Annotated in this window: 18 protein-coding genes and 3 pseudogenes; 8 read left to right on the top strand and 13 right to left on the bottom strand. The window is 39.2% G+C overall.

From position 1 onward, the window contains the following. The first annotated feature begins 858 nt into the window (after window positions 1-858). On the top strand, window positions 859-1,188 hold the full coding sequence (locus tag C3420_RS13720) for a four-helix bundle copper-binding protein (protein WP_004641881.1): 330 nt from the start codon (window positions 859-861) through the stop codon (window positions 1,186-1,188). A gap of 249 nt (window positions 1,189-1,437) precedes the next feature. Here C3420_RS13720 and C3420_RS13725 read toward each other — a convergent pair whose 3' ends face one another. The 4 genes from C3420_RS13725 to C3420_RS13740 all read right to left on the bottom strand — a co-directional run bounded on the left by C3420_RS13725 (window position 1,438) and on the right by C3420_RS13740 (window position 4,897). Further along, the gene (locus C3420_RS13725) at window positions 1,438-2,370 is read right to left on the bottom strand and encodes a copper resistance protein B (RefSeq protein WP_103800916.1); all 933 of its coding nucleotides are present in this window, start codon (window positions 2,368-2,370) and stop codon (window positions 1,438-1,440) included. Further along, on the bottom strand, window positions 2,357-2,695 hold the full coding sequence (locus C3420_RS13730; RefSeq protein WP_103800917.1) for a hypothetical protein: 339 nt from the start codon (window positions 2,693-2,695) through the stop codon (window positions 2,357-2,359). Before C3420_RS13730 ends, C3420_RS13725 begins: the two co-directional genes overlap by 14 nt. Further along, window positions 2,682-4,493, bottom strand: coding sequence for a copper resistance system multicopper oxidase (locus C3420_RS13735; RefSeq protein WP_103800918.1), 1,812 nt, complete (start codon window positions 4,491-4,493; stop codon window positions 2,682-2,684). The genes C3420_RS13730 and C3420_RS13735 overlap by 14 nt, the downstream gene beginning before the upstream one ends. A gap of 86 nt (window positions 4,494-4,579) precedes the next feature. Continuing rightward, window positions 4,580-4,897 (bottom strand): hypothetical protein, encoded by a 318-nt coding sequence (locus C3420_RS13740; protein WP_004763979.1) that lies wholly within the window; start codon window positions 4,895-4,897, stop codon window positions 4,580-4,582. 148 nt (window positions 4,898-5,045) lie between these two features. Between C3420_RS13740 and C3420_RS13745 the strand changes: the two genes are divergently transcribed. Beyond that, window positions 5,046-5,726 (top strand): heavy metal response regulator transcription factor, encoded by a 681-nt coding sequence (locus tag C3420_RS13745; protein ID WP_004668313.1) that lies wholly within the window; start codon window positions 5,046-5,048, stop codon window positions 5,724-5,726. After that, complete coding sequence (locus C3420_RS13750; RefSeq protein ID WP_005093351.1) at window positions 5,719-7,119, top strand: heavy metal sensor histidine kinase; 1,401 nt, start codon at window positions 5,719-5,721, stop codon at window positions 7,117-7,119. The genes C3420_RS13745 and C3420_RS13750 overlap by 8 nt, the downstream gene beginning before the upstream one ends. 38 nt (window positions 7,120-7,157) lie before the next feature. Here the strand turns inward: C3420_RS13750 and C3420_RS13755 are convergent, their stop codons facing one another. Genes C3420_RS13755 through C3420_RS13775 form a run of 5 tightly spaced genes read right to left on the bottom strand, consistent with a single transcriptional unit; the run spans window position 7,158 to window position 12,202 of the window. Then, the gene (locus C3420_RS13755) at window positions 7,158-8,441 is read right to left on the bottom strand and encodes an MgtC/SapB family protein (RefSeq protein WP_103800919.1); all 1,284 of its coding nucleotides are present in this window, start codon (window positions 8,439-8,441) and stop codon (window positions 7,158-7,160) included. Then, window positions 8,438-10,813 (bottom strand): heavy metal translocating P-type ATPase, encoded by a 2,376-nt coding sequence (locus C3420_RS13760; RefSeq protein WP_103800920.1) that lies wholly within the window; start codon window positions 10,811-10,813, stop codon window positions 8,438-8,440. The genes C3420_RS13755 and C3420_RS13760 overlap by 4 nt, the downstream gene beginning before the upstream one ends. A gap of 11 nt (window positions 10,814-10,824) precedes the next feature. Further along, complete coding sequence (locus tag C3420_RS13765; RefSeq protein WP_103800921.1) at window positions 10,825-11,475, bottom strand: methyltransferase family protein; 651 nt, start codon at window positions 11,473-11,475, stop codon at window positions 10,825-10,827. Window positions 11,476-11,495: 20 nt separating this feature from the next. Beyond that, window positions 11,496-11,744 (bottom strand): DUF2933 domain-containing protein, encoded by a 249-nt coding sequence (locus C3420_RS13770; protein WP_004695740.1) that lies wholly within the window; start codon window positions 11,742-11,744, stop codon window positions 11,496-11,498. A 26-nt stretch (window positions 11,745-11,770) separates the two neighbouring features. Beyond that, window positions 11,771-12,202 (bottom strand): hypothetical protein, encoded by a 432-nt coding sequence (locus C3420_RS13775; RefSeq protein ID WP_004695737.1) that lies wholly within the window; start codon window positions 12,200-12,202, stop codon window positions 11,771-11,773. 291 nt (window positions 12,203-12,493) lie between these two features. Between C3420_RS13775 and C3420_RS13780 the strand changes: the two genes are divergently transcribed. The 4 genes from C3420_RS13780 (at window position 12,494) to C3420_RS13795 (ending at window position 17,140) form a co-directional block, all read left to right on the top strand. Next, the gene (locus tag C3420_RS13780) at window positions 12,494-12,874 is read left to right on the top strand and encodes a copper resistance CopC family protein (protein ID WP_004281877.1); all 381 of its coding nucleotides are present in this window, start codon (window positions 12,494-12,496) and stop codon (window positions 12,872-12,874) included. Between the two features lie 64 nt (window positions 12,875-12,938). Continuing rightward, a complete protein-coding gene (locus C3420_RS13785; protein WP_004668321.1) occupies window positions 12,939-13,820 on the top strand; it encodes a copper resistance D family protein in 882 nt (293 codons plus the stop codon). A gap of 469 nt (window positions 13,821-14,289) precedes the next feature. Continuing rightward, a complete protein-coding gene (locus C3420_RS13790) occupies window positions 14,290-14,484 on the top strand; it encodes a heavy-metal-associated domain-containing protein (protein WP_004281879.1) in 195 nt (64 codons plus the stop codon). A gap of 178 nt (window positions 14,485-14,662) precedes the next feature. Further along, window positions 14,663-17,140, top strand: a complete 2,478-nt coding sequence (locus C3420_RS13795) for a heavy metal translocating P-type ATPase (RefSeq protein WP_103800941.1) — start codon at window positions 14,663-14,665, stop codon at window positions 17,138-17,140. A gap of 61 nt (window positions 17,141-17,201) precedes the next feature. Here C3420_RS13795 and C3420_RS13800 read toward each other — a convergent pair whose 3' ends face one another. The 4 genes and pseudogenes from C3420_RS13800 to C3420_RS13805 form a co-directional block, all read right to left on the bottom strand. Then, window positions 17,202-17,816, bottom strand: a complete 615-nt coding sequence (locus C3420_RS13800) for a thiol:disulfide interchange protein DsbA/DsbL (RefSeq protein WP_004668326.1) — start codon at window positions 17,814-17,816, stop codon at window positions 17,202-17,204. Window positions 17,817-17,993: 177 nt separating this feature from the next. Further along, a pseudogene (locus C3420_RS17870) lies at window positions 17,994-18,133 on the bottom strand (cation transporter); the annotation flags it as partial. 87 nt (window positions 18,134-18,220) lie between these two features. Beyond that, window positions 18,221-18,337, bottom strand: a pseudogene (locus C3420_RS17930) (hypothetical protein); the annotation flags it as partial. A 767-nt stretch (window positions 18,338-19,104) separates the two neighbouring features. Then, window positions 19,105-19,671: a recombinase family protein gene (locus tag C3420_RS13805; protein ID WP_004668329.1), complete on the bottom strand. Its 567-nt coding sequence runs from the start codon at window positions 19,669-19,671 to the stop codon at window positions 19,105-19,107. A 456-nt stretch (window positions 19,672-20,127) separates the two neighbouring features. Here C3420_RS13805 and C3420_RS13815 point away from each other — a divergent pair. Then, window positions 20,128-20,316: pseudogene (locus C3420_RS13815) on the top strand (IS6 family transposase); the annotation flags it as partial. Window positions 20,317-20,460: the final 144 nt, after the last annotated feature.

Below are 20,460 nucleotides of genomic sequence, written 5' to 3' on the forward strand. Positions count from 1 at the left end.
GCTAGGACCTTCTCTTGAGTAGATTCATCTTGCTGTTCAAGCCACTGATTAAATAGATCTGTCGTAATGACTGTCCACATACCACAACCAAAATATAGATTATAGTCTATATTTTAGAGGCATTATGTTTGTTTTGCAAATGAGAAAGGATAGGCAATAAAAAAGCCCGACATCCTGTCGGGCTTTTCCATATTTGGCGCTTAGATCTGACTCCTGTCTGATCTCACGTTCCTTGTTGTTCATCTTATTCTTTTTATCTGGAGCATCCTGCTCTCTATGTCTTCATGATAGGAAATTTCCAGTATTGCGGATAGCAGCAAAGGGCCGAGATTGGTATGAGCCAGGGCTTACAAAATAGCCTAAATTTTATCCACAAAAAATGTGGATAATTTTGGACATTGAGGCATTGATAAAATTTGAAAAACCTCAAAACTGACTATTTTTTAGTCAAATTTATTGGCAAGAAGTATCAAAACCGCTCATAAAAAAGCCGACTTGTTTCAAAATCGGATTTTTGGGCATTCTTGGATTTTTCTATTTTTATTAAGTTATTGATATTTATATTAATATACAAGTGTATTGCGTATAACCGCCATTATGTTAAATAGAGGGAAAATCTATTTTTAAAGTGATAAAATTATTGTAGTTATTTTAAGAATAGCTGCTTTTGATACTTGATCATCTATCCTAATTAAAAACTGTTTTTTAATAATTTGGAATATAAATAAGATTTAGTTAAAATTAACATTATTCATATAAATTAAAATTATGTATTACATTTACTAATAATTTAAAATAATTAGTAGAAAAAAATTATGTTTTAATTATTTCTTTGATTTTATAAATTGAGAGTAAAAAATGATTAATACGGAATTTTCAGAGTGTATTTCTGCATGTACAAACTGTTCACTTATTTGTACTGAATGTGCAACTTCTTGTTTAAAAGAAAAAGATTTAGAGATGATGCGTGAATGTATTCAACGTTGTCTAGAATGTGCAGATATTTGTCAGTTATGTGTGCGTATGCAACAACATAACTCACCTTTCCTCAAAGAGATTTGTGAGCTTTGTGCTAAGATCTGTGAATATTGTGCGGAAGAGTGTGAAAAACATTCACATGATCATTGTAAAAAATGTGCTGAGGCTTGCCGTCAGTGTGCAGAAGAATGTCGAAAAATTGCCATGTAAAATACTTCAATAATGTTAATTATATTTAGGCTTATGATGTCATAACTTCTATTGTTTTTTACTTCTATGGCTTAATATAATATTGGGCTGAGTATTGAATATTTAATATAGTACAAGGATTGAATTTTCAAATTAAGCTAAATTAAGATTAAAATCGTGGAAGGAAGCAAAATAAGTTAACATTTTGCTTCCGACCGCATCAAGCTAGAGTTTTATTTAAATGAAGCTATTTAGTATTCATTAAATTAATTAAAATCTAAATCTAACACCTGCTCCATATAACCAACCTTTTTCAGAGTTTGATTCTATTTGCCACGACGTTCCATCATTCCCTTTTGAATAGTCATAGCCAATGTCAATATACGGCATGATCTTTTTACTGATTTCATAGCGAGTTTCAAGCCCTGCTGTCGCACTGCTTAAACCAGTTTTTTTCGCATATTTAGAATCATCACTAAAGACCACATCCAACTCTAAATAGGGTTGAATAATCAACTTTTGCGTAATCAGAAAATCACGTTCTGTTTCTAGGCTAAAGCCCGCATAACTGTCTTCTCCCGCATAGAGATAAGCATCAGTTTCAAAGAAATATGGCGCCATACCATGTAAGCCAATCACCGCATCAACACTTTCTTCTGTATCTTTGCGATGATCATCGAGTTCAACTTTTTCACTGCGATAACGTGCACCAATCTGTGCATCCCAAAAGTCTGAAATCATACGGCTATATAAAAGTTTGGCATCGTAATGTGCATCATGCGATTCTTCTTTATCGGCATGAACTTTAATAAAAACCTTATTTTCATCTGTGCCAATACGGGTTTCAAACTCTGACTTTAAACCGCCTGTGCCATCTTCATTGACAAGCCACTTATTGTCCACCGTCGTAATCGCATAAATTTGCGCACCGTGTTCTGAGCGATGATCATAATGTAAACTCTGCTGAGCATTCGCATCGGGTACAAGATGTAAATGATTAACCGTAGATGTTGCCTGATGTTGTGCATGATTCATCTGACCATGGTTCATTTGTATCGACTGATTTTGACTAGAAGATGCAACAGCAGCTGTCACTTTTGCAGGTGCACTATGATCTTCGCCATTATGTGCCAAACTCACTGCGCTAATCATCAACAACGAGCTTGCTAAAACAGTTTTAGAAAAAAGATTAATGGTGCGCATGTTGATCTCCTTTCTGTACTTTTTGATCTTGCTGTTTCTCTGTTGATTTGTGATGCATTGGCTGATGACCTGCATGTTGATGGTTCATCGGTGCTGAATGTGCAGCATGATTCATTTTCCCCATCATCTGCATGTGTTGTGCATGCTCTTGTGCAGAATGTTGTGAATGATTCATCTCAGACATGGCTTGATGATTCATTGATGGCATATTTTTCCCATTATTCTGAGTAGTTGAATGATGCCCTTCGTGCGCCACACTTAAGGTCGTTAAACTCAATACCGCAACAGAAAAAATCGCTTTCAATACAAAATTAGTGATGTGCATGTTCAGCTCCTTTTTGCTCAGTTGCTTGGTGAGTTTGAGTCGAATTTGTACCTTGAATTGGCGTTGTAGATACTTGTTCATCGCTAACATTCGCCACGATTAACTTGTTCATCATCCCCGCACTCATGTGATACAACAAATGACAATGGATTGCCCATTCACCCAATTCATCCGCAGTTAATAAAGCCGTAACTGTTTTACCCGGTGGTACGATCAATGTGTGTTTATTTGGCATATCTACCGACTCTTGACCATTCTCCAACTGCATAAACATACCGTGTAAATGCATCGGGTGCGCCATCATACTGTCATTAATAAATTTGATACGGATACGCTCGCCATATTTCACTTTTAACGGCTCAGCATCACTAAATTTTTTACCGTTAATGGTCCAAATATAACGTTCCATAGTACCGCCCAAACGCACGACCAATTCACTGCTGGCTTCACGAGTATCTTTTTGCGGCTCTAACGATTTTAAATCGCTATATTGCAAGGCTTTATTACCTGCAGGTGTAGAGGCATTTGCCCAACCATAAACCACTTGATCATTTTTTTGCGGTTTTACTGCGCTATGCTGTGAATGATCCATTTTCGAGTGATCCATGCCTTGCATATCGCCATGGTTCATTTTTGAATGATCCATTTTCGAGTGATCCATGCCTTGCATATTGCCGTGGTTCATTTTCGAATGATCCATTCCTGCATGATCACCGCCACCATGTCCCATATCTTCCATGGTCAAAAGTGAGCGTGGACGTGGTGCAGGCATATGAATGCCATGTGTCATAGGATTTAATTCATTGTGCAGTGTACCAATCGCATAGCCTGCACGGTCAATTGACTCAGCTTCAATTTGATAATGTCCGCCTTTGGGCTCCACAATCACATCATAAGTTTCAGCTGTGCCAATACGAAACTCATCCACAGCAACAGGTTTTACAGGCTGACCATCAGCACTGACCACAGTCATTTTCAAGTTAGGAATACGGACATCGTAGAAAGACATCGCAGATGCATTCACAAAACGTAGGCGAATTTTTTCATTCGGTTTAAACATTCCTGTCCAATTTTGTTCAGGTGTTTTGCCATTAATGAGGAAGGTATAACCTGTAACATCCGACATGTCGGTTTTTAGCATACGCATCTGATTCCACATTTTGCGGTCAGACCATGTCGCTTTTATGCCATCACGTTTAACCTGCTTCCAAACATCACCCAAGGTTTCACGCTGATCTTGATAATATTCAGCTGAAATTTTAAGATCTTTCTGAATTTGATCACTGGTTTTTTCATGAAAATCTGACAACATCACCACATAGTCACGTTCAGCTTTTTCATGTGCTGCCAATGGTGTTTTACCTTTTGGATAAATCACAAAAGAACCATATAAGCCGTCCTGTTCCTGTCCTTTAGAATGAGCGTGATACCAATAAGTCCCGCTTTGGCGAATCTTGAATTTATAAACATACTCGCTTTGAGGCTTAATACCGTTAAAACCATTAAATCCCGGTACACCATCCATAATGCCCGGCAACAACAGTCCGTGCCAATGAATAGAAGAATCTTGGTTTTTTAAATTATTTTTCACGCGAATGATGGCTTCATCACCCTCTTCAAACTCAAGCAAAGGCGCAGGAAATCGACCATTTACGGTAATTCTCTCAACTGGTTTTCCTGTGATATTTACAGTTTGTTCAGCGATTGTTAAATCATATTCTTTAACTGCCGCCATTACCCAAGTTGATGAAAATAAACCAACTCCAATTAAGAGTACATGACTTAACTTATTTGACATTCTATCTCACCGTTAAAAAGACCAGATTAGAGTATTAAGGCAATCCTTATCGTTAGCTCCAATACTCCTTTCCTGCTTTTATAAAATTATTTATTTGATGTATTGGACATATTCATTTTTGAATGATCCATTTTCGAATGGTCCATATTCATCATGGAATGATCCATTTTCGACATATCAGAGGAATTTGCCGCTTGCTGTTGGCTAGGTTCTTGCTGAACCTTATTATCCTTGTTCATCTTACAAGGTTTAGAACACGGCTCTTGTGCTTTTTTTGCAGTTGTCACAGCATTAGATTTCGAATTTGATAGATCTTTTGCATCTTTTGCCCAAGATTGAGTACCAGCAATTAAAGTTCCAGCACACATTAAAATTGTTAGACTACGACGCACTACAGTTTTCATAAGTTTCTCTAAAAGTTAATTTCTTGCTACTACAATAAAGTGAAGCATTGAACATCTAAGTGACTTGAAAATGACATTTTTGTAATCTATCTCGATCAGATGTTTTATAACGTTATTATAGTTTTAATGAATGACTTAGGATTCGGAAATGAGAATACTATTAGTTGAAGATGAACAAAAAACTGGTGATTATCTCAAGCAAGGTTTATCCGAAGCTGGCTATATTACGGACTGGGTTACAGATGGGTTAACGGGTAAACATCAAGCTCTTTCTGAAGAGTATGACTTAATTATTTTAGACGTGATGTTACCTGGACTAAATGGTTGGAATATTATCAATGATATTCGTAGCAGCGGTAAAACAATGCCCATTCTGTTTTTAACAGCCAGAGATCAGATAGAAGATCGAGTAAAAGGTCTAGAGTTAGGCGCTGATGATTATTTAATAAAGCCTTTTGCTTTTGCAGAGCTTCTTGCTCGAATCAAAACTCTCCTTAGACGAGGGCAGCAAAGAGAAGATAGTAATATTATTAAGATTGCTGATTTAGAACTTGATTTGAGAAAACGTCGGGTAACGCGAGCGGGTCAACGCATTGATCTGACGGCAAAAGAATTCGCGCTTATGGAACTTTTTATGCGTAGACGAGGTGAAATTTTACCAAGAGCGCTGATTGCTTCTCAAATTTGGGATATGAATTTTGATAGTGATACGAATGTCGTTGAAGTCGCTATTAAACGATTAAGAAGTAAAGTTGACAGTAACTTTACTCCCAAACTAATTCAGAATATTCGAGGAATGGGGTATGTACTAGAGGTAGAGGATGAATAATAATTTATTCAGAGCGATCAGTTTCCGGATCGGTATCATTTTCTCATTATCTACTATTTTCATTCTAATTATTATGGGTTTGTTCATAAATAAATTAGTAATGCATCATTTTGAAACTCAAGACCGTACCCAATTAGAAGGTAAAATCCAGCTTATTCAGAATCTTCTCCAACAGCATCCTAAAAATTCTCCAGAACTTAATCTTTATTTAAGAGATGCGTTAGTTGGACACCATGATCTTATGGTCCAAATAGAACGACCGACAGGCCAAATTTTATTTAGTTCAGCATCCTCAATCATTAATACTCAAAATTTAATCAAGTCAGCAAATAATTCATGGATTAAATGGCAAGTTCAAAATAAGACCTATCGTGGCATGATCTACACTACAGGTATAAATAGAAATTCTGAAATACAATCTGTACGAATTATTGTTGGGATCGATACATCAGAACATCTACATTTTCTAAAAGATTTTAAGCGTCAACTTTTGTATATTGGTTTGGCTGGTACAATTTGTTTAATGTTTTTAGGTTGGTTTGCAACCTGGAGAGGTTTAAGACCCGTGCAAAAAATGGCTAAGGTCGCAGAAGGAATTTCTGCTCAACATCTTTCAGAACGTTTAGAAGTTGAGCATACACCAACCGAACTAAAATCATTGGCAATCGCCTTCAATGCTATGCTGGACAGACTAGAGTCAGCTTTAGAAAAACTTTCCGATTTTTCATCTGATTTAGCACATGAAATTAGAACACCGATTAATAATTTAATGACCCAAACTCAAGTATGTCTCGCCCGTAACCGAGATATTGGTACTTATCAAGAAATACTATTTTCTAATTTAGAAGAATTTGAACGTTTGGCTCGAATGGTGTCCGATATGCTTTTCTTGGCAAAAGCAGAACATGGCTTAAATTTACAGAACTTACAGAATATTGACCTCGTTAAAGAAGTTACCGCTTTATTTGATTTCTATGACGCTCTCGCTGCCGAAAAAAATATGACACTTCAACAAACAGGATCTGGCAATGTAAAAGGTGATCCTGCTATGTTACGTCGCGCACTCAGCAACCTATTGTCTAATGCAGTTAAATATGGAAACAAGAATTCTACAATACAGATAAAACTTCAACAGAATTTAGATAACACAATATTTTCAATTGAAAATGAAGGCCCTGAACTCTCTCCTGAACAACTATCCAGATTATTTGATCGTTTTTATCGAACAGATGCGTCTAGACAAAGAACAGAAGAAGGAACCGGCTTAGGGCTTGCCATAACAAAATCTATTCTTGATATGCTTGGGGCGACCATCCAGGCTGAATCCCTCAATGGTCGAATCATTTTTACCATTGTTTTTCAAAGTGAATCCATGCAAGGGGAATCATTTTAACTCATTTTTTGAACATCTTCCATTTACCCGAGTTGACCTTACATAAAGCTCAAACTGAGAGCCAGAGCTACGCCAGCACCTATCATGGCAATTGTGTAGCCAAATATGATAGCTCGGCCAAACTGTGCCCCCCCTGTCATCCATGCAATTGTCGCTTTGCTTAACATGTTGCTCAGTGTGGCCAGCCCTAGCGCGACAGCAGCCACATTTGTTGTTAAGCCTTCAGTACTATGCAGGCGGGCAAGTGAGACTAAAATAGCATCTACGTCTGCTAGCCCAGAAATAGTCGATAATACGAAGATGCCGCTGGTGCCCAACCATTGTTTTGCTGCCGGGACCAAGACTGCCATGACAGCCAGGAAAGCAGCGAAGCTGAATGCTGTCCCAAGATCAAAAGGAGCCATTGCTTCTATTGTTCGATCGTTGTTTTCAGCGCTGGTAATTTGGCGTTGTCTCCACAATGCCATACCCAGCAGAAGGATTCCCGCAATCATCATTGCACCACCAAAAGTGCTTAGCAATGCTGGCTCAATGACGCCTATCAGCACAACCATACGAAAAAACATGATGCCACAGGCAGCCAATGTTCCAGAAATAGCAGCACTGACCATGACGGGGTGCTGGCGTGTATAGCGTGCCAGTGCGACAGTTGCAGCTGTAGAAGATGCCAAACCACCCAATAGACCTGTCCAGAGTATGCCTCTTTGTGAACCGGTGAGCCGCATGGCAAAATGACCTGCCAGAGAGAGTCCGGCAATCAGGATCACTGCCCACCATAACTGGTAAGGATTTAATGCAGCAAAAGGTCCCATACCCGTATTGGGTAAGTAAGGTAATATAACGACAGAAAGTACCAGTAACTGTAGAGATGCGGTTAATTCACGATGTTCGATCAAGCGTAACCAACCATGTAAGGTTGGCTTGAGATCCAAAAATACAGCCACGATGACAGCCGCTGTTAATGCTAAAGTAACATTACCATGGGATGCATATGCACCTAGAACTAATGTCAACAGCATCGCGATCGTCGTGGTAGCGCTTAAATTACCGGAAATTTTTGCGGTACGCGCGTAGGATACCGTAAGTAAAAGGGAAAGCCCTAATACGGCTGCGACTAGTGGCCAAGGCCCAAAGTTTGGCTGTAGATGACCCAGCACTCCTCCGAGTAATCCTGTCAATGTGAAGGTACGTAGGCCTGCTACTCGGCTGCCTTCTGGCAGTTCACGATCATTCCATCCTCGTTCTAAACCAATGAGCAGGCCGATGGCAAGTGCTGCAACTAGGCCTGATACATCTGGTGGAAGAAAAGGACTCTCTATCATAGCTTTTTATGTCGCAGGCGAAGGGCATTCGTGATCACTGAAGCGGAGCTAAAACTCATGGCCAAGGCCGCAATCATGGGTGACAACAACCAACCTGTAAATGGGTAGAGTACGCCAGCTGCTATTGGGATACCCAAGGCATTGTAAAGGAAAGCAAACATGAGGTTCTGTTTCATGTTGCTGACAGTAGCTTCCGAGAGTGAACGGGCAACCGAGATACCGCGTAAATCTCCCTTGACCAGGGTAACTTGAGCACTATTCATTGCGACATCAGTCCCGGTACCCATAGCGATACCGACATCAGCCTTGGCTAGTGCAGGTGCATCATTGATTCCATCGCCGGCCATTGCCACGATGCGACCTTGCTTCTGCAATTTGCTGACAAGTTCGAGTTTATCTGCGGGTTTGACTTCACCATGTATCTCATCGATTCCCAGACGTGCTCCGACTGAACGGGCAGTGGTGAGACCATCTCCCGTTGCCATTACGATACGTAGTCCAGCTTCCTTCAGGGTGGTAAGAGCTTCAGGAGTACTTTTTTTGATGGGATCAGATACTGCAAGCAGGCCGGCCAATTCACCATTGATGGCTAGATGCATGACACTTGCCCCTTCCGAACGCAGCTCTTCGGCTTGCGGAATCAGAGATTGTACGGAGATACCCAATTGTTCCATCAGTGCCGTGTTGCCCAAAGCTAACTGACGATCGCCCACTTGACCTCGAACACCAATCCCTGAGCCTGATTCAAAATTATCTGGTGTTTCAAGAGACAGGCCACGTTCGTGTGCTGCATTTACAATCGCTTCGGCTAGCGGGTGTTCACTGCCTTGATCAAGACTGGCGGCTAAACGTAATACTTCAGATTCATCGAAACCTGATGCGGCAACCACACGATCGAATACAGGGCGTCCTTCGGTCAACGTACCTGTTTTATCAATGATTAGTGTGTCAATCTTGCGCAGATTCTCAATGGCTGCTGCATCGCGGAACAACACACCATGAGTAGCACCTTGACCCGTTGCAACCATGATAGACATTGGAGTTGCCAAGCCTAGTGCACAAGGACAGGCAATAATGAGTACTGCCACAGCATTGATTAATGCATAAACCCAGCTCGACTCTTCTGGGCCGAACAGTCCCCATCCAAAGAAGGTAAGCAAGGCAATGGCTACTACAGCCATGACAAACCAACCTGCAACCTGATCAGCCATGCGTTGCATTGGGGCTCTTGAGCGTTGAGCTTGCGCCACCATCTGTACGATCTGAGACAACATGGTACTTGAACCAATTTTCTCTGAACGCATGATCAATGAACCATTGGTATTCAGGGTAGCTCCAATGACTTTGTCGCCGACGCGTTTAGTGATTGGTAAAGGTTCGCCTGTCAGCATTGATTCATCTACTGAACTGCTTCCTTCAGTGACTACACCATCCACAGGAACTTTTTCACCTGGGCGAATTCTGAGTAAATCTCCTACATGGACATGAGTCAGAGGAACATCTTCCTCAGTTCCATCGGGCAGGATTCGGCGAGCTGTTTTAGGAGCAAGTCCGAGGAGTGACTTAATTGCAGCAGAAGTTTGCGAACGTGCTTTTAATTCCAGTATTTGCCCCAGTAGGGTCAAAGAAATGATGACCGCTGAAGCTTCAAAGTAAACAGCGACACGACCCATGGAGATAAATGAGTCTGGAAAGATTTGTGGTGCAATGGTCGCAACCACACTGTAAATAAAAGCAGCCCCTGTACCTAGACCGATCAGGGTCCACATGTTTGGGCTGCGATTCACAACCGATTGCCAACCACGGGAAAAAAATGGCCAACCTGCCCACAGTACAATCGGGAGTGACAACACTAATTCAATCCAGCTCTGAACTGCCATGTCGAACAGGTTCAGTTGATGGCCAAACATTGCCAAAAAAGTCACGACTATGGTGAGTGGCAGTGTCCACCAGAAGCGTCGACGGAAATCACGTAACTCAGGATTCTCATCTTCCTCTAACTCGGGAATGAGTGGTTCCAGTGTCATTCCGCATTTAGGACAGTTTCCAGGATGATCCTGTCTAATTTCTGGATGCATTGGGCAAGTATAGATGGTCGTGCCTGTTGTGCTTGCATCATTAACGGATTGAGTAGTCTGATGATGCTGTGTATATGCATCGGCAGTCGTCGTTGCGGGTTTAGCGATATATTGCACCGGGCTGCTATGAAACTTTGATTGACATTTATCACTGCAAAAAAAGTAAGTTTTCCCCTTAAATTCCTCATGGTATTTCGATTCTTCAGTGACGGTCATACCACAGACTGGGTCTTTCAGTACGTCTGTTGTAGCCTGTGCCATATGGTCCTGGTTATGATTTTTTTGATCTGACATAAATAATTCTCTTATGGAAAAGTGGTTTTATGGCCGAATTTTGGAATAAATCTCGGAGTCTGTTGAGCATAGCTGTCATAGACAGCGCCAAACTGTTTACTCATTTCAGCCTCTTCCTTAATTGCCAAGCGGCTGTACATTAAGAGTAGGATTGGAAACATAATCAGTGTCAGTAAAGTTGGCCATTGCAATAAAAAACCCAGCAAGATCATCACAAAAGCCACGTATTGTGGGTGACGTATACGTGCATAAGGGCCTGTGATCGCTAAAGAATGCTGACGTTGCGCGTTGTACAGCACGTGCCATGACGTTGATAACAGGTAAAATCCATAGCCCAAGAAAACGTAACTGGCGATATGCAAAATGCCAAAATGTGGATCACCTTTTTCACCTAATAGCGTTGACCACAAGTGACCTGCATTATGAGAAAGTAAGTCAAGTTGAGGGAAGCGAGTTTGAAGCCAACCAGATAACAGGTAAATGGTTAAAGGAAAACCATACATTTCGACAAATAGAGCAATGATAAAAGCCGAAAAGGCCCCCAATGTACGCCAATCGCGCGCAGTGGAAGGTCTAAAAAAACTGAAAGCGAACATGATAAAAACTGCTGAGTTAATGATAACCAGCGTCCATAAACCATAAGCCGATTCCGCATGATTCATGATGGATCTCCTGATAAGAGCTATTTTTTGTTATCAGATATATCGGATTTTTTTTGCTGCGAGTGGTTATGCCCATGACCACCATGCATAAAAATATGCATCAGTGGACACGCTAAAAGGAATAAATAAGGCAAAGCACCGATAACGTGGGCTAAATGTTCCGTTAATAGAAAATAAGCTGCGATACCACCCAGCACGATTAGACCAATGGCATAACGTGTAGACCAGAAGTTAGGTACTGAATTATTTTCTTGGTGTTGGTGATTCATGGTGCTTTCCCCTAATTCATGGGTAACTATTTAGTTGCTGACGGAGGCATACAGTCCATCATCATCTGCATCATGGATTGCATCATGTCCATACGTTTTTCCATCATCTGCTGACGGTCAGCCATATTTGCATTCATGCTTTGGCTGCCCATCTGTTTCATCATACTCATACCTCCTTGCATGAGTTTCATGTGCTCAGCCATAAGTTTCTGACGTTCTTGTGGGGTTTTTGCAGCCATCATCTTCTCATGCATGGCTTGCATCGCCTTCATGTGTTGATCCATTGCAGCCATTTTATCTGTAGCAGTGGTGCTGGTAACTGTTTGCTTAATTGTTACTGCAGATGGTGCTGTTTTTTCAGGGTGGTGATCTTTGTGTTCATCGGATTGCTGTGCAAATGTATTCAATGACGCGGCTGCGATACATAAGCCCAAAAAAATGTTTTTGAATTTCATCATAATTTTTTCCTTTAAATAATTTGGAAGTAAAAGCTATGTTTTAGTACTGAACAGAGTCTAGGAATTTGACTACTAAACTGATGAAATTTTTGGTTATTCTCTGTCTCTCTTAAAAATTTTAGCACTATTAATTAATTATTTTTAAAAATGACAAAAATGTAATTTTGAAGTCATCGCTCTGTTTCTGTCTCTCACTAATAATTGAAATATAAGAGGAGATGATGTGGTCTCATTAAATATAGATTTTATAAAGTCATCTCTAATGAACTAACGAATCAAGAGGAAACGTAAATGAAATTATTTCAAAATAAAATGACTGCTCTACGTAATGTTGTAGTAGCTGCAACGATGATTGTGGCTACTACAACTACGTTCGCTCATGTGAGTTTAGTGAGTGCGATTCCTGCGGAAAATGCATCTATCCTTAGTCAACCAAAGAACTTGACCCTTAACTTTGGTGCAGAGGTTATGTTGATGAATATTAAGTTACTGGATGCTCAGCGAAGAGATGTTCCTTTAAAATATGAAGTTACTCATGACTTAAAGAAATCCTTTGATGTCGCTCTTCCGAAACTGAAAAAAGGTAAATATACCGTTGTCTGGACAACAATGGGGAAAGATGGTCACAACATGAATGGTGAATATAGTTTCACTATCAAATCAACTAAATAAGAATTGATTACCTTTCAACATGTCAGTGAGGTGCTGGCATGTTGTTCTAGAATGGACAAAAATAATGATTTCTGAATATTGGATGTGGGCCACTTGGTTAACTAAGGTTATTTTATATTTAAGTGTAGCTTTTGTCGTTGGTGGAGCCTTTTGCTATTTTTTACTTAGACAATATCTTGAACTAAAAGAATCGATTCTTAAATATATTACAATTGGCGCTGGATTAGGCCTAATTTCCAGTACCTTGGGATTTTTTATTCTGATTGGTAGTTTTGCCAATACTGGTATTACAGGGATGGTGGACCCCACGTATATTAATATATTGGTTAATACTCCGACGGGGTATATATACGTTCTTCGTTCTATTAGTTTTGCTCTTTTACTTCTTCTCATGGTGGTTAAAGTTAACAGGAACAAAGGTCAGTTTTCTATAATTGAAAGTTCAATATTTTGTGTTTTACTTCTCCCGATTATTTTTAGTTTTTCCCAGCTCGGACATGTCGCTAATTTAACCTTACTTGCTCAAATTTTATTATCAATCCATATTCTAGTTATGTCGTTATGGATGGGGTCTTTATATCCGTTATGGAAAACCAGCCGGGAAATAAGTGGTTTACCTTTAAAAGATCGCATGCATGTATTTGGACGTATTGCTGCTTTCATTGTTGGGATATTAATCGCCTGTGGCGCTAGTGTAGCTCTTCTTTTAATTAAAGATTTTAATACCTTAATCAATACTGCATATGGCTATGGTTTCATGGTTAAAATGTTTTTTGTTATAGGTATTCTACTTTTAGCTGCCTTCAACAAATGGTATTTCACCCCGCGTCTTCAACATCCTAAATTCGCTAAACACCTTAGTCATGCCATTTTATTTGAGATGTTATTAGGTCTATCAATTCTATTAACAACAGGCTATATAACCACTGTCGTGGGTATTGAATAAGAGAATTTCAAAATAAGGGAATTGAGGAAATTTAACATTACTGCATTTATCTTTTGTAGCTGAGCAATAAAGTTTCTACTGGACTGCCAACTTACGACAATCAGAACAGTAAAATCGCATCATGAGGCATTATACATAAAGGTAGTCACCGGTTTTTAGCTTATCTTCAACCCATAACGGTCTCATCTATTCAGTTCACTACCATTGATTGAAATAACTAATCTTATAAATTTCAGAGTGATCGTAGATGACAAAAATGTCATTTTAAAGTCACATTAATGTTGGTTAAGTACTTTTACTGTAGTCATTAGAACACTCTTCTTTGGAATACTCTGAAGAAAACTGTAAGGTTGTAAACAGACCAAGTTACAGCGAGTAACTGATTCAGAAAAAGGCTGGTTGTATGGTGAAAGTTTAGAGTTACTGTTCTAATGTTTTAAACAAATGTTTTGTTAAAAAGGAGCAACATATGAAATTTCACATCGCTAATATGACTTGTGGTGGTTGTGCACGCGGCATTACTACCGCAATTAAAGAGCTCGACTCGAATGCCTCACTCGATATTGATTTACAAAACCGTATTGTTGAAATCAACACAACGGTGAGTCAGGATCAAGTCATTGCCACTCTCAGTGAGCGTGGATTTACAGCTGATCCTGCTTAATCTCTGTTAGAGTAACAGTGGGAATTCCTTACCACTTTTACTCTCTCTTATTTTCCTCATCGTACAGATAAAACCTGTACTTGCTTGAAATAAAAGTAATCCCTGAATTCCCCCTAATCTTGGTTCGAGCTGATCTTCGCATATAGAACTCAGCATATCTAAATGATAGAGATCGTATATGAGTACCGAAATGACTGATACGCCACACTACAGTGAAACATTAGAGATTGAGGGGATGACATGTGCTTCTTGTGTAGGCCGTGTGGAAAAAGCTTTAAAATCTGTTGAGGGTGTTGAATCGGCTCATGTAAATCTGGCTACCGAAAAAGCAGTCATTTATGCGCATCAACCACTTGATCGCGCTACTTTAATTAAAGCCGTAGAAAAAGCAGGCTACGAAGTGGAAGCGCTGCAACCAATAGAGCTTACGATTGAGGGTATGTCATGTGCTTCTTGTGTAGGTCGAGTAGAAAAGGCCTTAAAATCTGTTGAGGGTGTGGAATCAGCTCATGTAAATCTGGCTACTGAAAAAGCGACTATTCAGGCAAGCTCATCTGTCACTCGTGACTCGTTAATTCAGGCTGTCACCAAAGCAGGGTTTGAAGCAAAGTCAGTTCATCAAACTACGGAAAGCTTTCAAGATAAAAAAAATATTGAATTAGAAAAACTTAAAAAAGATTTAATTTTGTCAGTCTTATTGACTCTACCCGTTTTTATTTTAGAAATGGGATCACACCTGATTCCCGCCTTTCATACGTTTATGATGGATAACATTGGCCAACAAAATAGCTGGTTAATGCAATTTTTCTTGACCACAGTAGCATTAATTTTTCCAGGCCGACGCTTCTTTAAAAAGGGCATCCCAAGTTTATTCCGCTTAGCACCAGACATGAATTCCTTGGTGGCTGTAGGAACATTGGCTGCTTATCTTTATTCAGTGGTTGCTACTTTCTTTCCAAGTGTCCTGCCACAAGGCACGGTCAATGTTTATTATGAAGCTGCAGCGGTTATTATCACTTTAATTCTATTAGGTAGATTTTTTGAAGCCAAGGCAAAAGGCCGAACGTCTTTAGCAATTCAACATCTAGTTGGAATGCAGCCTAAAGTTGCCAGAATACAGCTCAATAATCAGGTGATAGAAGTTCCGATTGCCGAAGTTCAAACAGGAACGATTGTAGAGATTAGACCAGGCGAGCGTATCCCTGTCGATGGTGAAGTTATTCACGGCCAAAGTTTTATTGATGAATCCATGATTACTGGCGAGCCTATGCCCGTTGAAAAAACGATAGGCTCTACTGTGGTAGGAGGAACAATTAACCAAAGTGGCAGCTTAAATATCAAAGCCACCTCTGTTGGTAGTTCATCAGTGCTTTCTCAAATCATCCGAATGGTTGAACAGGCACAGGGTTCCAAGCTGCCTATTCAGGCATTGGTTGATAAAATTACCATGTGGTTTGTACCTGTAGTAATGGGTCTCTCTCTTTTAACTTTTATTACTTGGTTTATCTTCGGCCCTGAGCCAGCCCTAACGTTTAGCTTAGTTAATGCAGTTGCGGTACTCATTATTGCATGTCCTTGTGCAATGGGACTTGCAACGCCTACATCAATCATGGTGGGAACTGGGCGTGGTGCTGAAATGGGTGTTTTATTCCGTAAAGGGGAAGCTTTGCAGCTGCTCAAAGAAACTAAAGTGGTTGCTGTTGATAAAACAGGGACCCTGACTGAAGGGAAACCAATTTTAACCGATCTGCATGTCTTAGAAGGGTTTGAATACAATGCCGTACTTTCACTTATGGCAGCCGTTGAATCAAAGTCTGAGCATCCTATTGCTCGAGCAATTGTACAAGCCGCTATAGATAAGGAATTAATTCTGTCTCCTGTTGCTGATTTCAAGTCAGTCACGGGCTATGGAATAGAAGCAACGGTGTCTGAACATTTGGTTCATATTGGTGCAGATCGATATATGGAAAAACTAGGTTTGAATCCTAATGTTTTTTCTCAATTTTTGGATCGTTTGGGAGAAGAAGGAAAAACCCCTCTCTATGTTGCGATTGACCAGAAACTTGCTGCCATTATTGCTGTAGCAGATCCAATTAAAGAATCAACATTTGCTGCAATTGAAGCGTTACATCAGTTAGGTTTAAAGGTTGCCATGATTACAGGTGATAACCGTCATACAGCTCAAGCGATTGCAAAAAAACTAGGTATTGATGAGGTTATTGCAGAAGTCTTACCAGAAGGTAAAATAGAGGCCGTTAAAAAATTAAAAAATCAATATGGTAAACTCGCATATGTTGGAGATGGCATTAATGATGCCCCTGCACTTGCAGAAGCAGATATTGGTTTAGCAATAGGTACAGGTACAGACGTAGCTATTGAAGCTGCTGATGTGGTTTTGATGTCTGGCAACCTGAAAGGAGTGCCAAATGCTATCGCTTTAAGCAAAGCGACTATAACCAATATTCGTGAAAATTTATTTTGGGCATTTGTTTACAATGCAGCTCTGATTCCTATTGCAGCAGGTGTACTTTATCCGCAATTTGGACTGCTACTTTCTCCTGTATTTGCTGCTGGTGCAATGGCTCTCTCGTCAATATTTGTACTAGGAAATGCTTTACGATTAAAACGTTTTAAAGCCCCCCTTGCAATTATTTAAGTTTAAATAAAAAAACCTGCAGATTCGATGCAGGTTTTTTTTAGAGATAATCAATCGCGTCTTATTTGGCTTTACGCTCTTTTTCAATCAGGTAATTCACCACCTGAATTACTTTGGCATCATTGCCCTGCACAATATATTTACCATTCACGGTCACCGCTGGTACACCGCTTAACTGATATTGAGCAGTCAAATTTTTTGCCTGAGCAATTTTTGACGAAATCGGGAATGATTTATAAGTCGTGTTAAATTTCTCTTCAGAAATACCATAACGGGTATAGAACTTGGCCAATTGTGCCTGTTCTAAAATTGGACGCTGCTTGTCATGAATATCATGGAATAACTGTAAATGTGCTTTTTGACGCACACCCAGGGCTTCTGAAACATAATAAGCACGTGCAGCCTGTTCCCAAAGCGGGTTCATTGCAGCAGGTGTACGTACAAAACGGATATCTTTGGGTAATTTTTTCAACCAGTCCTGCATATGCGGTTCCAACGTGAAACAGTGACCACAGCCATACCAGAAGAATTCACGTACCTCAATTTTGCCCGGTTTTTCGACTTTGACTGGTTTTGCGACCACCTGATAGTCCTGACCTGCCACAAAATTGGCCATAGCACTACCTGAAAAGGCCAAAACAGATGCGGCAACAGCTCCTAAAAGGAATTTTTTCATTGGGATTATCGTCCTCTAAATCATTATGCTTAGTGTATGGGTTCACTATAAATCAATTATGCCGGTTCCGTTTTCATGCTGCGAACTTTTGTGCTATCAGAACCGCTACATTAAAGTATGCGACTGATTTTAAGTCAGTTAATATGGCCATTCGACCGCTATGTGTTTTTAGATAATCACAAAAGTTAAACTTTGAGTAATAAAAACGGTTATAATTTCTACGATTAAAACGTAGTGGTCAAACCTACAGTAAATATTAACTTCTTACTATTCTCTTCAGTAACAGCCGCGTGGCTCTGAGAATGATCTTCTGACATACAATAGTTTCCTTATTCTATTTACGATTAGCTGAGAGACTTGAGTAAGCCTCAATATTTCTGCTAAAAATTGCTTACTATAATTGGTCAAGAAGCTTTCTTTTCATTTATCCACCGGGACAATATTGGTAATAAAACCAACATAAGAAGGGTTGATGAGATAATCCCTCCAATAACCACATTTACTAGTGGGCACTTTACTTTTTTCTCCAATTCCAATGCCTCCCTAACTAATTAGAGAGTTTTAAGCATTATTACATGAATCTTTCCAGTACTATTGTTGCAAATATACTAAGTTGCATATTTATTCCTGCCTATGTATAGGAGCATATGTAACCCTAAAGTTTAAAATAGTCTTTTCGGATTATTTAAAAATTTGAAAATGGTAAAGAATAAATTAAAAACAATAAATATATTTATCATTCGATTTAAAAAAATTAATTAATCTTAGTTACACCATACTAAAAATAACTAATTTTTAGTTTTCCTAGTTATATGTGCTTCATTATAATTTTGAATTAATTCTCTTCACACCCTTTGCTTTTTTCATTGTTAATTATTTCTAAATTTTTCTCTAAGAAACGAAGTCCCCCATCAGCAAAACTACTGGTTGAAAAAACTATAGTAAAAATAACTAAAACAATCTTCATATATATATTATTGAATCTAATCATATCTTGGACCAAAAAATAATTTCTTCATATACTAATTCCTAGATATATACACCTAAATGACAACCAAATTACAAATTTGTAATTTGGTTAAGGTTTGTCCTAAAAAAAATAAATTAATACTATTTTAACAAAGATAAGTCGTTGCTGAAAAATTTGAATTGTAAGGGATTTAATTATTGCTAAATCAAAAATTTATAGGCCGGAAACTTTGTGATTCTTTGCTTTCTGCACTTATTATTTAATCAATGTTTCACGATTTTCATCGTGAAACTAAGTCTATTCGCAAATTTCAATGAGTTACTCACTGTCTTTTAAATAGCGGTATACCGCCTGGCGACTAATTCCAAATGCCTGGCCTAATGCCATTTTTGAAGGGTACTTCCCCTCCTTCCATGCCTGCCGTAAAGCTTCAGCTTGGTCGGGTTTTAATTTATGTACCCGGCCTTTGTACTTTCCTTGAGTAGAGGCTAGTTTAATTCCTTCCTTTTGCCGTTCTAAAATGATCTCACGTTCGAACTGTGCAAAAGCACCCATCAGTTGCAGCATCAAATTATCCATCGGAGTGGATTGGGCCGTAAAAGTAATATTTTCTTTTACAAACTGGATGGCGATCCCTCGTTTGACCAGTTTATCTACTTCAGTGACCAAATCTTTTAGGCTTCGCGCAAAACGATCCATGGAATGTACAACAACTTGATCGCCTTCCCTGACATAGTTCAACATTTCCTGAAATTTAGGTCGATCGGTATTTTTACCTGAAGCGCGATCAACAAAAATTCGATCGACTTCAATTCCCTCAAGTTGACGTCCCGTATTTTGCTCGACTGAACTGACCCGGACATAACCTACTTTTTGACCTTTCACTTTTTCATGCCCCAATTGGATAAAAATGAACAATTTCGTAAATTATAAATCTTTAATACCAAAGTTACATGTTACTTATGATTAAAAATCATTTAAATGAGACATGCTTTTACGAACTTTTAGATTGTCACTTTAGGGTATACTCTATGAATACATACTTTAGACAAAGATTTGGGCTTTATCGTCGTCATGCGAATTATTGTTGGTCATTTACGACTGATAGTTTGTCATTGAACGACACACTAGTTGTTATTGATAAAAAACCGCCATATTATCTATTGGCGGTTTTTTCATGATTCTTAACTTATATTTTCTAATTTTTATAACTTGATTCGCATTTTTCTGGAACTCATAAGAGACTGGGGATTCTTCATACATATACCCATCTAAAAGGGCACTGTTGCAAATAGGCTGACATGATAAGCTAAATATCTTATTTATTTCGAGATACAGCAGATGAATCCCTTCCACGGTCGGCACTTTCAAGGTGAAATCATTCTTTGGGCTGTTCGTTGGTATTGTAAATATGGCATCAGCTATCGTGAACTTCAAGAAATGCTCGCTGAACGAGGCATAAATGTGGATCACAGTACAATTTATCGTTGGGTTCAGCGTTATGCTCCAGAAATGGAAAAACGGTTACGCTGAACCGTACCGGGTTTGTCGGAGACTTTTTTATTTAAGTTAGGCCACCTGACCTAACGGGTTAATCTTATCATAGTACATTGCTTCAAACTCAAAAGGCGATACATAACCCAGTGCACTGTGTACACGCTTTTTATTGAACCA

Source organism: Acinetobacter sp. ACNIH3 (assembly GCF_002918965.1).
Lineage (GTDB): Bacteria > Pseudomonadota > Gammaproteobacteria > Pseudomonadales > Moraxellaceae > Acinetobacter > Acinetobacter schindleri.

Coding starts and splice junctions, on each gene's coding strand:
- C3420_RS13780 (WP_004281877.1), top strand. CDS start 12,494: ATGAAATTATTTCAAAATAAAATGACTGCTCTACGTAATGTTGTAGTA.
- C3420_RS13770 (WP_004695740.1), bottom strand. CDS start 11,744: ATGAATCACCAACACCAAGAAAATAATTCAGTACCTAACTTCTGGTCT.
- C3420_RS13765 (WP_103800921.1), bottom strand. CDS start 11,475: ATGAATCATGCGGAATCGGCTTATGGTTTATGGACGCTGGTTATCATT.
- C3420_RS13790 (WP_004281879.1), top strand. CDS start 14,290: ATGAAATTTCACATCGCTAATATGACTTGTGGTGGTTGTGCACGCGGC.
- C3420_RS13755 (WP_103800919.1), bottom strand. CDS start 8,441: ATGATAGAGAGTCCTTTTCTTCCACCAGATGTATCAGGCCTAGTTGCA.
- C3420_RS13725 (WP_103800916.1), bottom strand. CDS start 2,370: ATGCGCACCATTAATCTTTTTTCTAAAACTGTTTTAGCAAGCTCGTTG.
- C3420_RS13795 (WP_103800941.1), top strand. CDS start 14,663: ATGAGTACCGAAATGACTGATACGCCACACTACAGTGAAACATTAGAG.
- C3420_RS13800 (WP_004668326.1), bottom strand. CDS start 17,816: ATGAAAAAATTCCTTTTAGGAGCTGTTGCCGCATCTGTTTTGGCCTTT.
- C3420_RS13740 (WP_004763979.1), bottom strand. CDS start 4,897: ATGAAAACTGTAGTGCGTCGTAGTCTAACAATTTTAATGTGTGCTGGA.
- C3420_RS13745 (WP_004668313.1), top strand. CDS start 5,046: ATGAGAATACTATTAGTTGAAGATGAACAAAAAACTGGTGATTATCTC.
- C3420_RS13750 (WP_005093351.1), top strand. CDS start 5,719: ATGAATAATAATTTATTCAGAGCGATCAGTTTCCGGATCGGTATCATT.
- C3420_RS13775 (WP_004695737.1), bottom strand. CDS start 12,202: ATGATGAAATTCAAAAACATTTTTTTGGGCTTATGTATCGCAGCCGCG.
- C3420_RS13785 (WP_004668321.1), top strand. CDS start 12,939: ATGATTTCTGAATATTGGATGTGGGCCACTTGGTTAACTAAGGTTATT.
- C3420_RS13720 (WP_004641881.1), top strand. CDS start 859: ATGATTAATACGGAATTTTCAGAGTGTATTTCTGCATGTACAAACTGT.
- C3420_RS13735 (WP_103800918.1), bottom strand. CDS start 4,493: ATGTCAAATAAGTTAAGTCATGTACTCTTAATTGGAGTTGGTTTATTT.
- C3420_RS13760 (WP_103800920.1), bottom strand. CDS start 10,813: ATGTCAGATCAAAAAAATCATAACCAGGACCATATGGCACAGGCTACA.
- C3420_RS13730 (WP_103800917.1), bottom strand. CDS start 2,695: ATGCACATCACTAATTTTGTATTGAAAGCGATTTTTTCTGTTGCGGTA.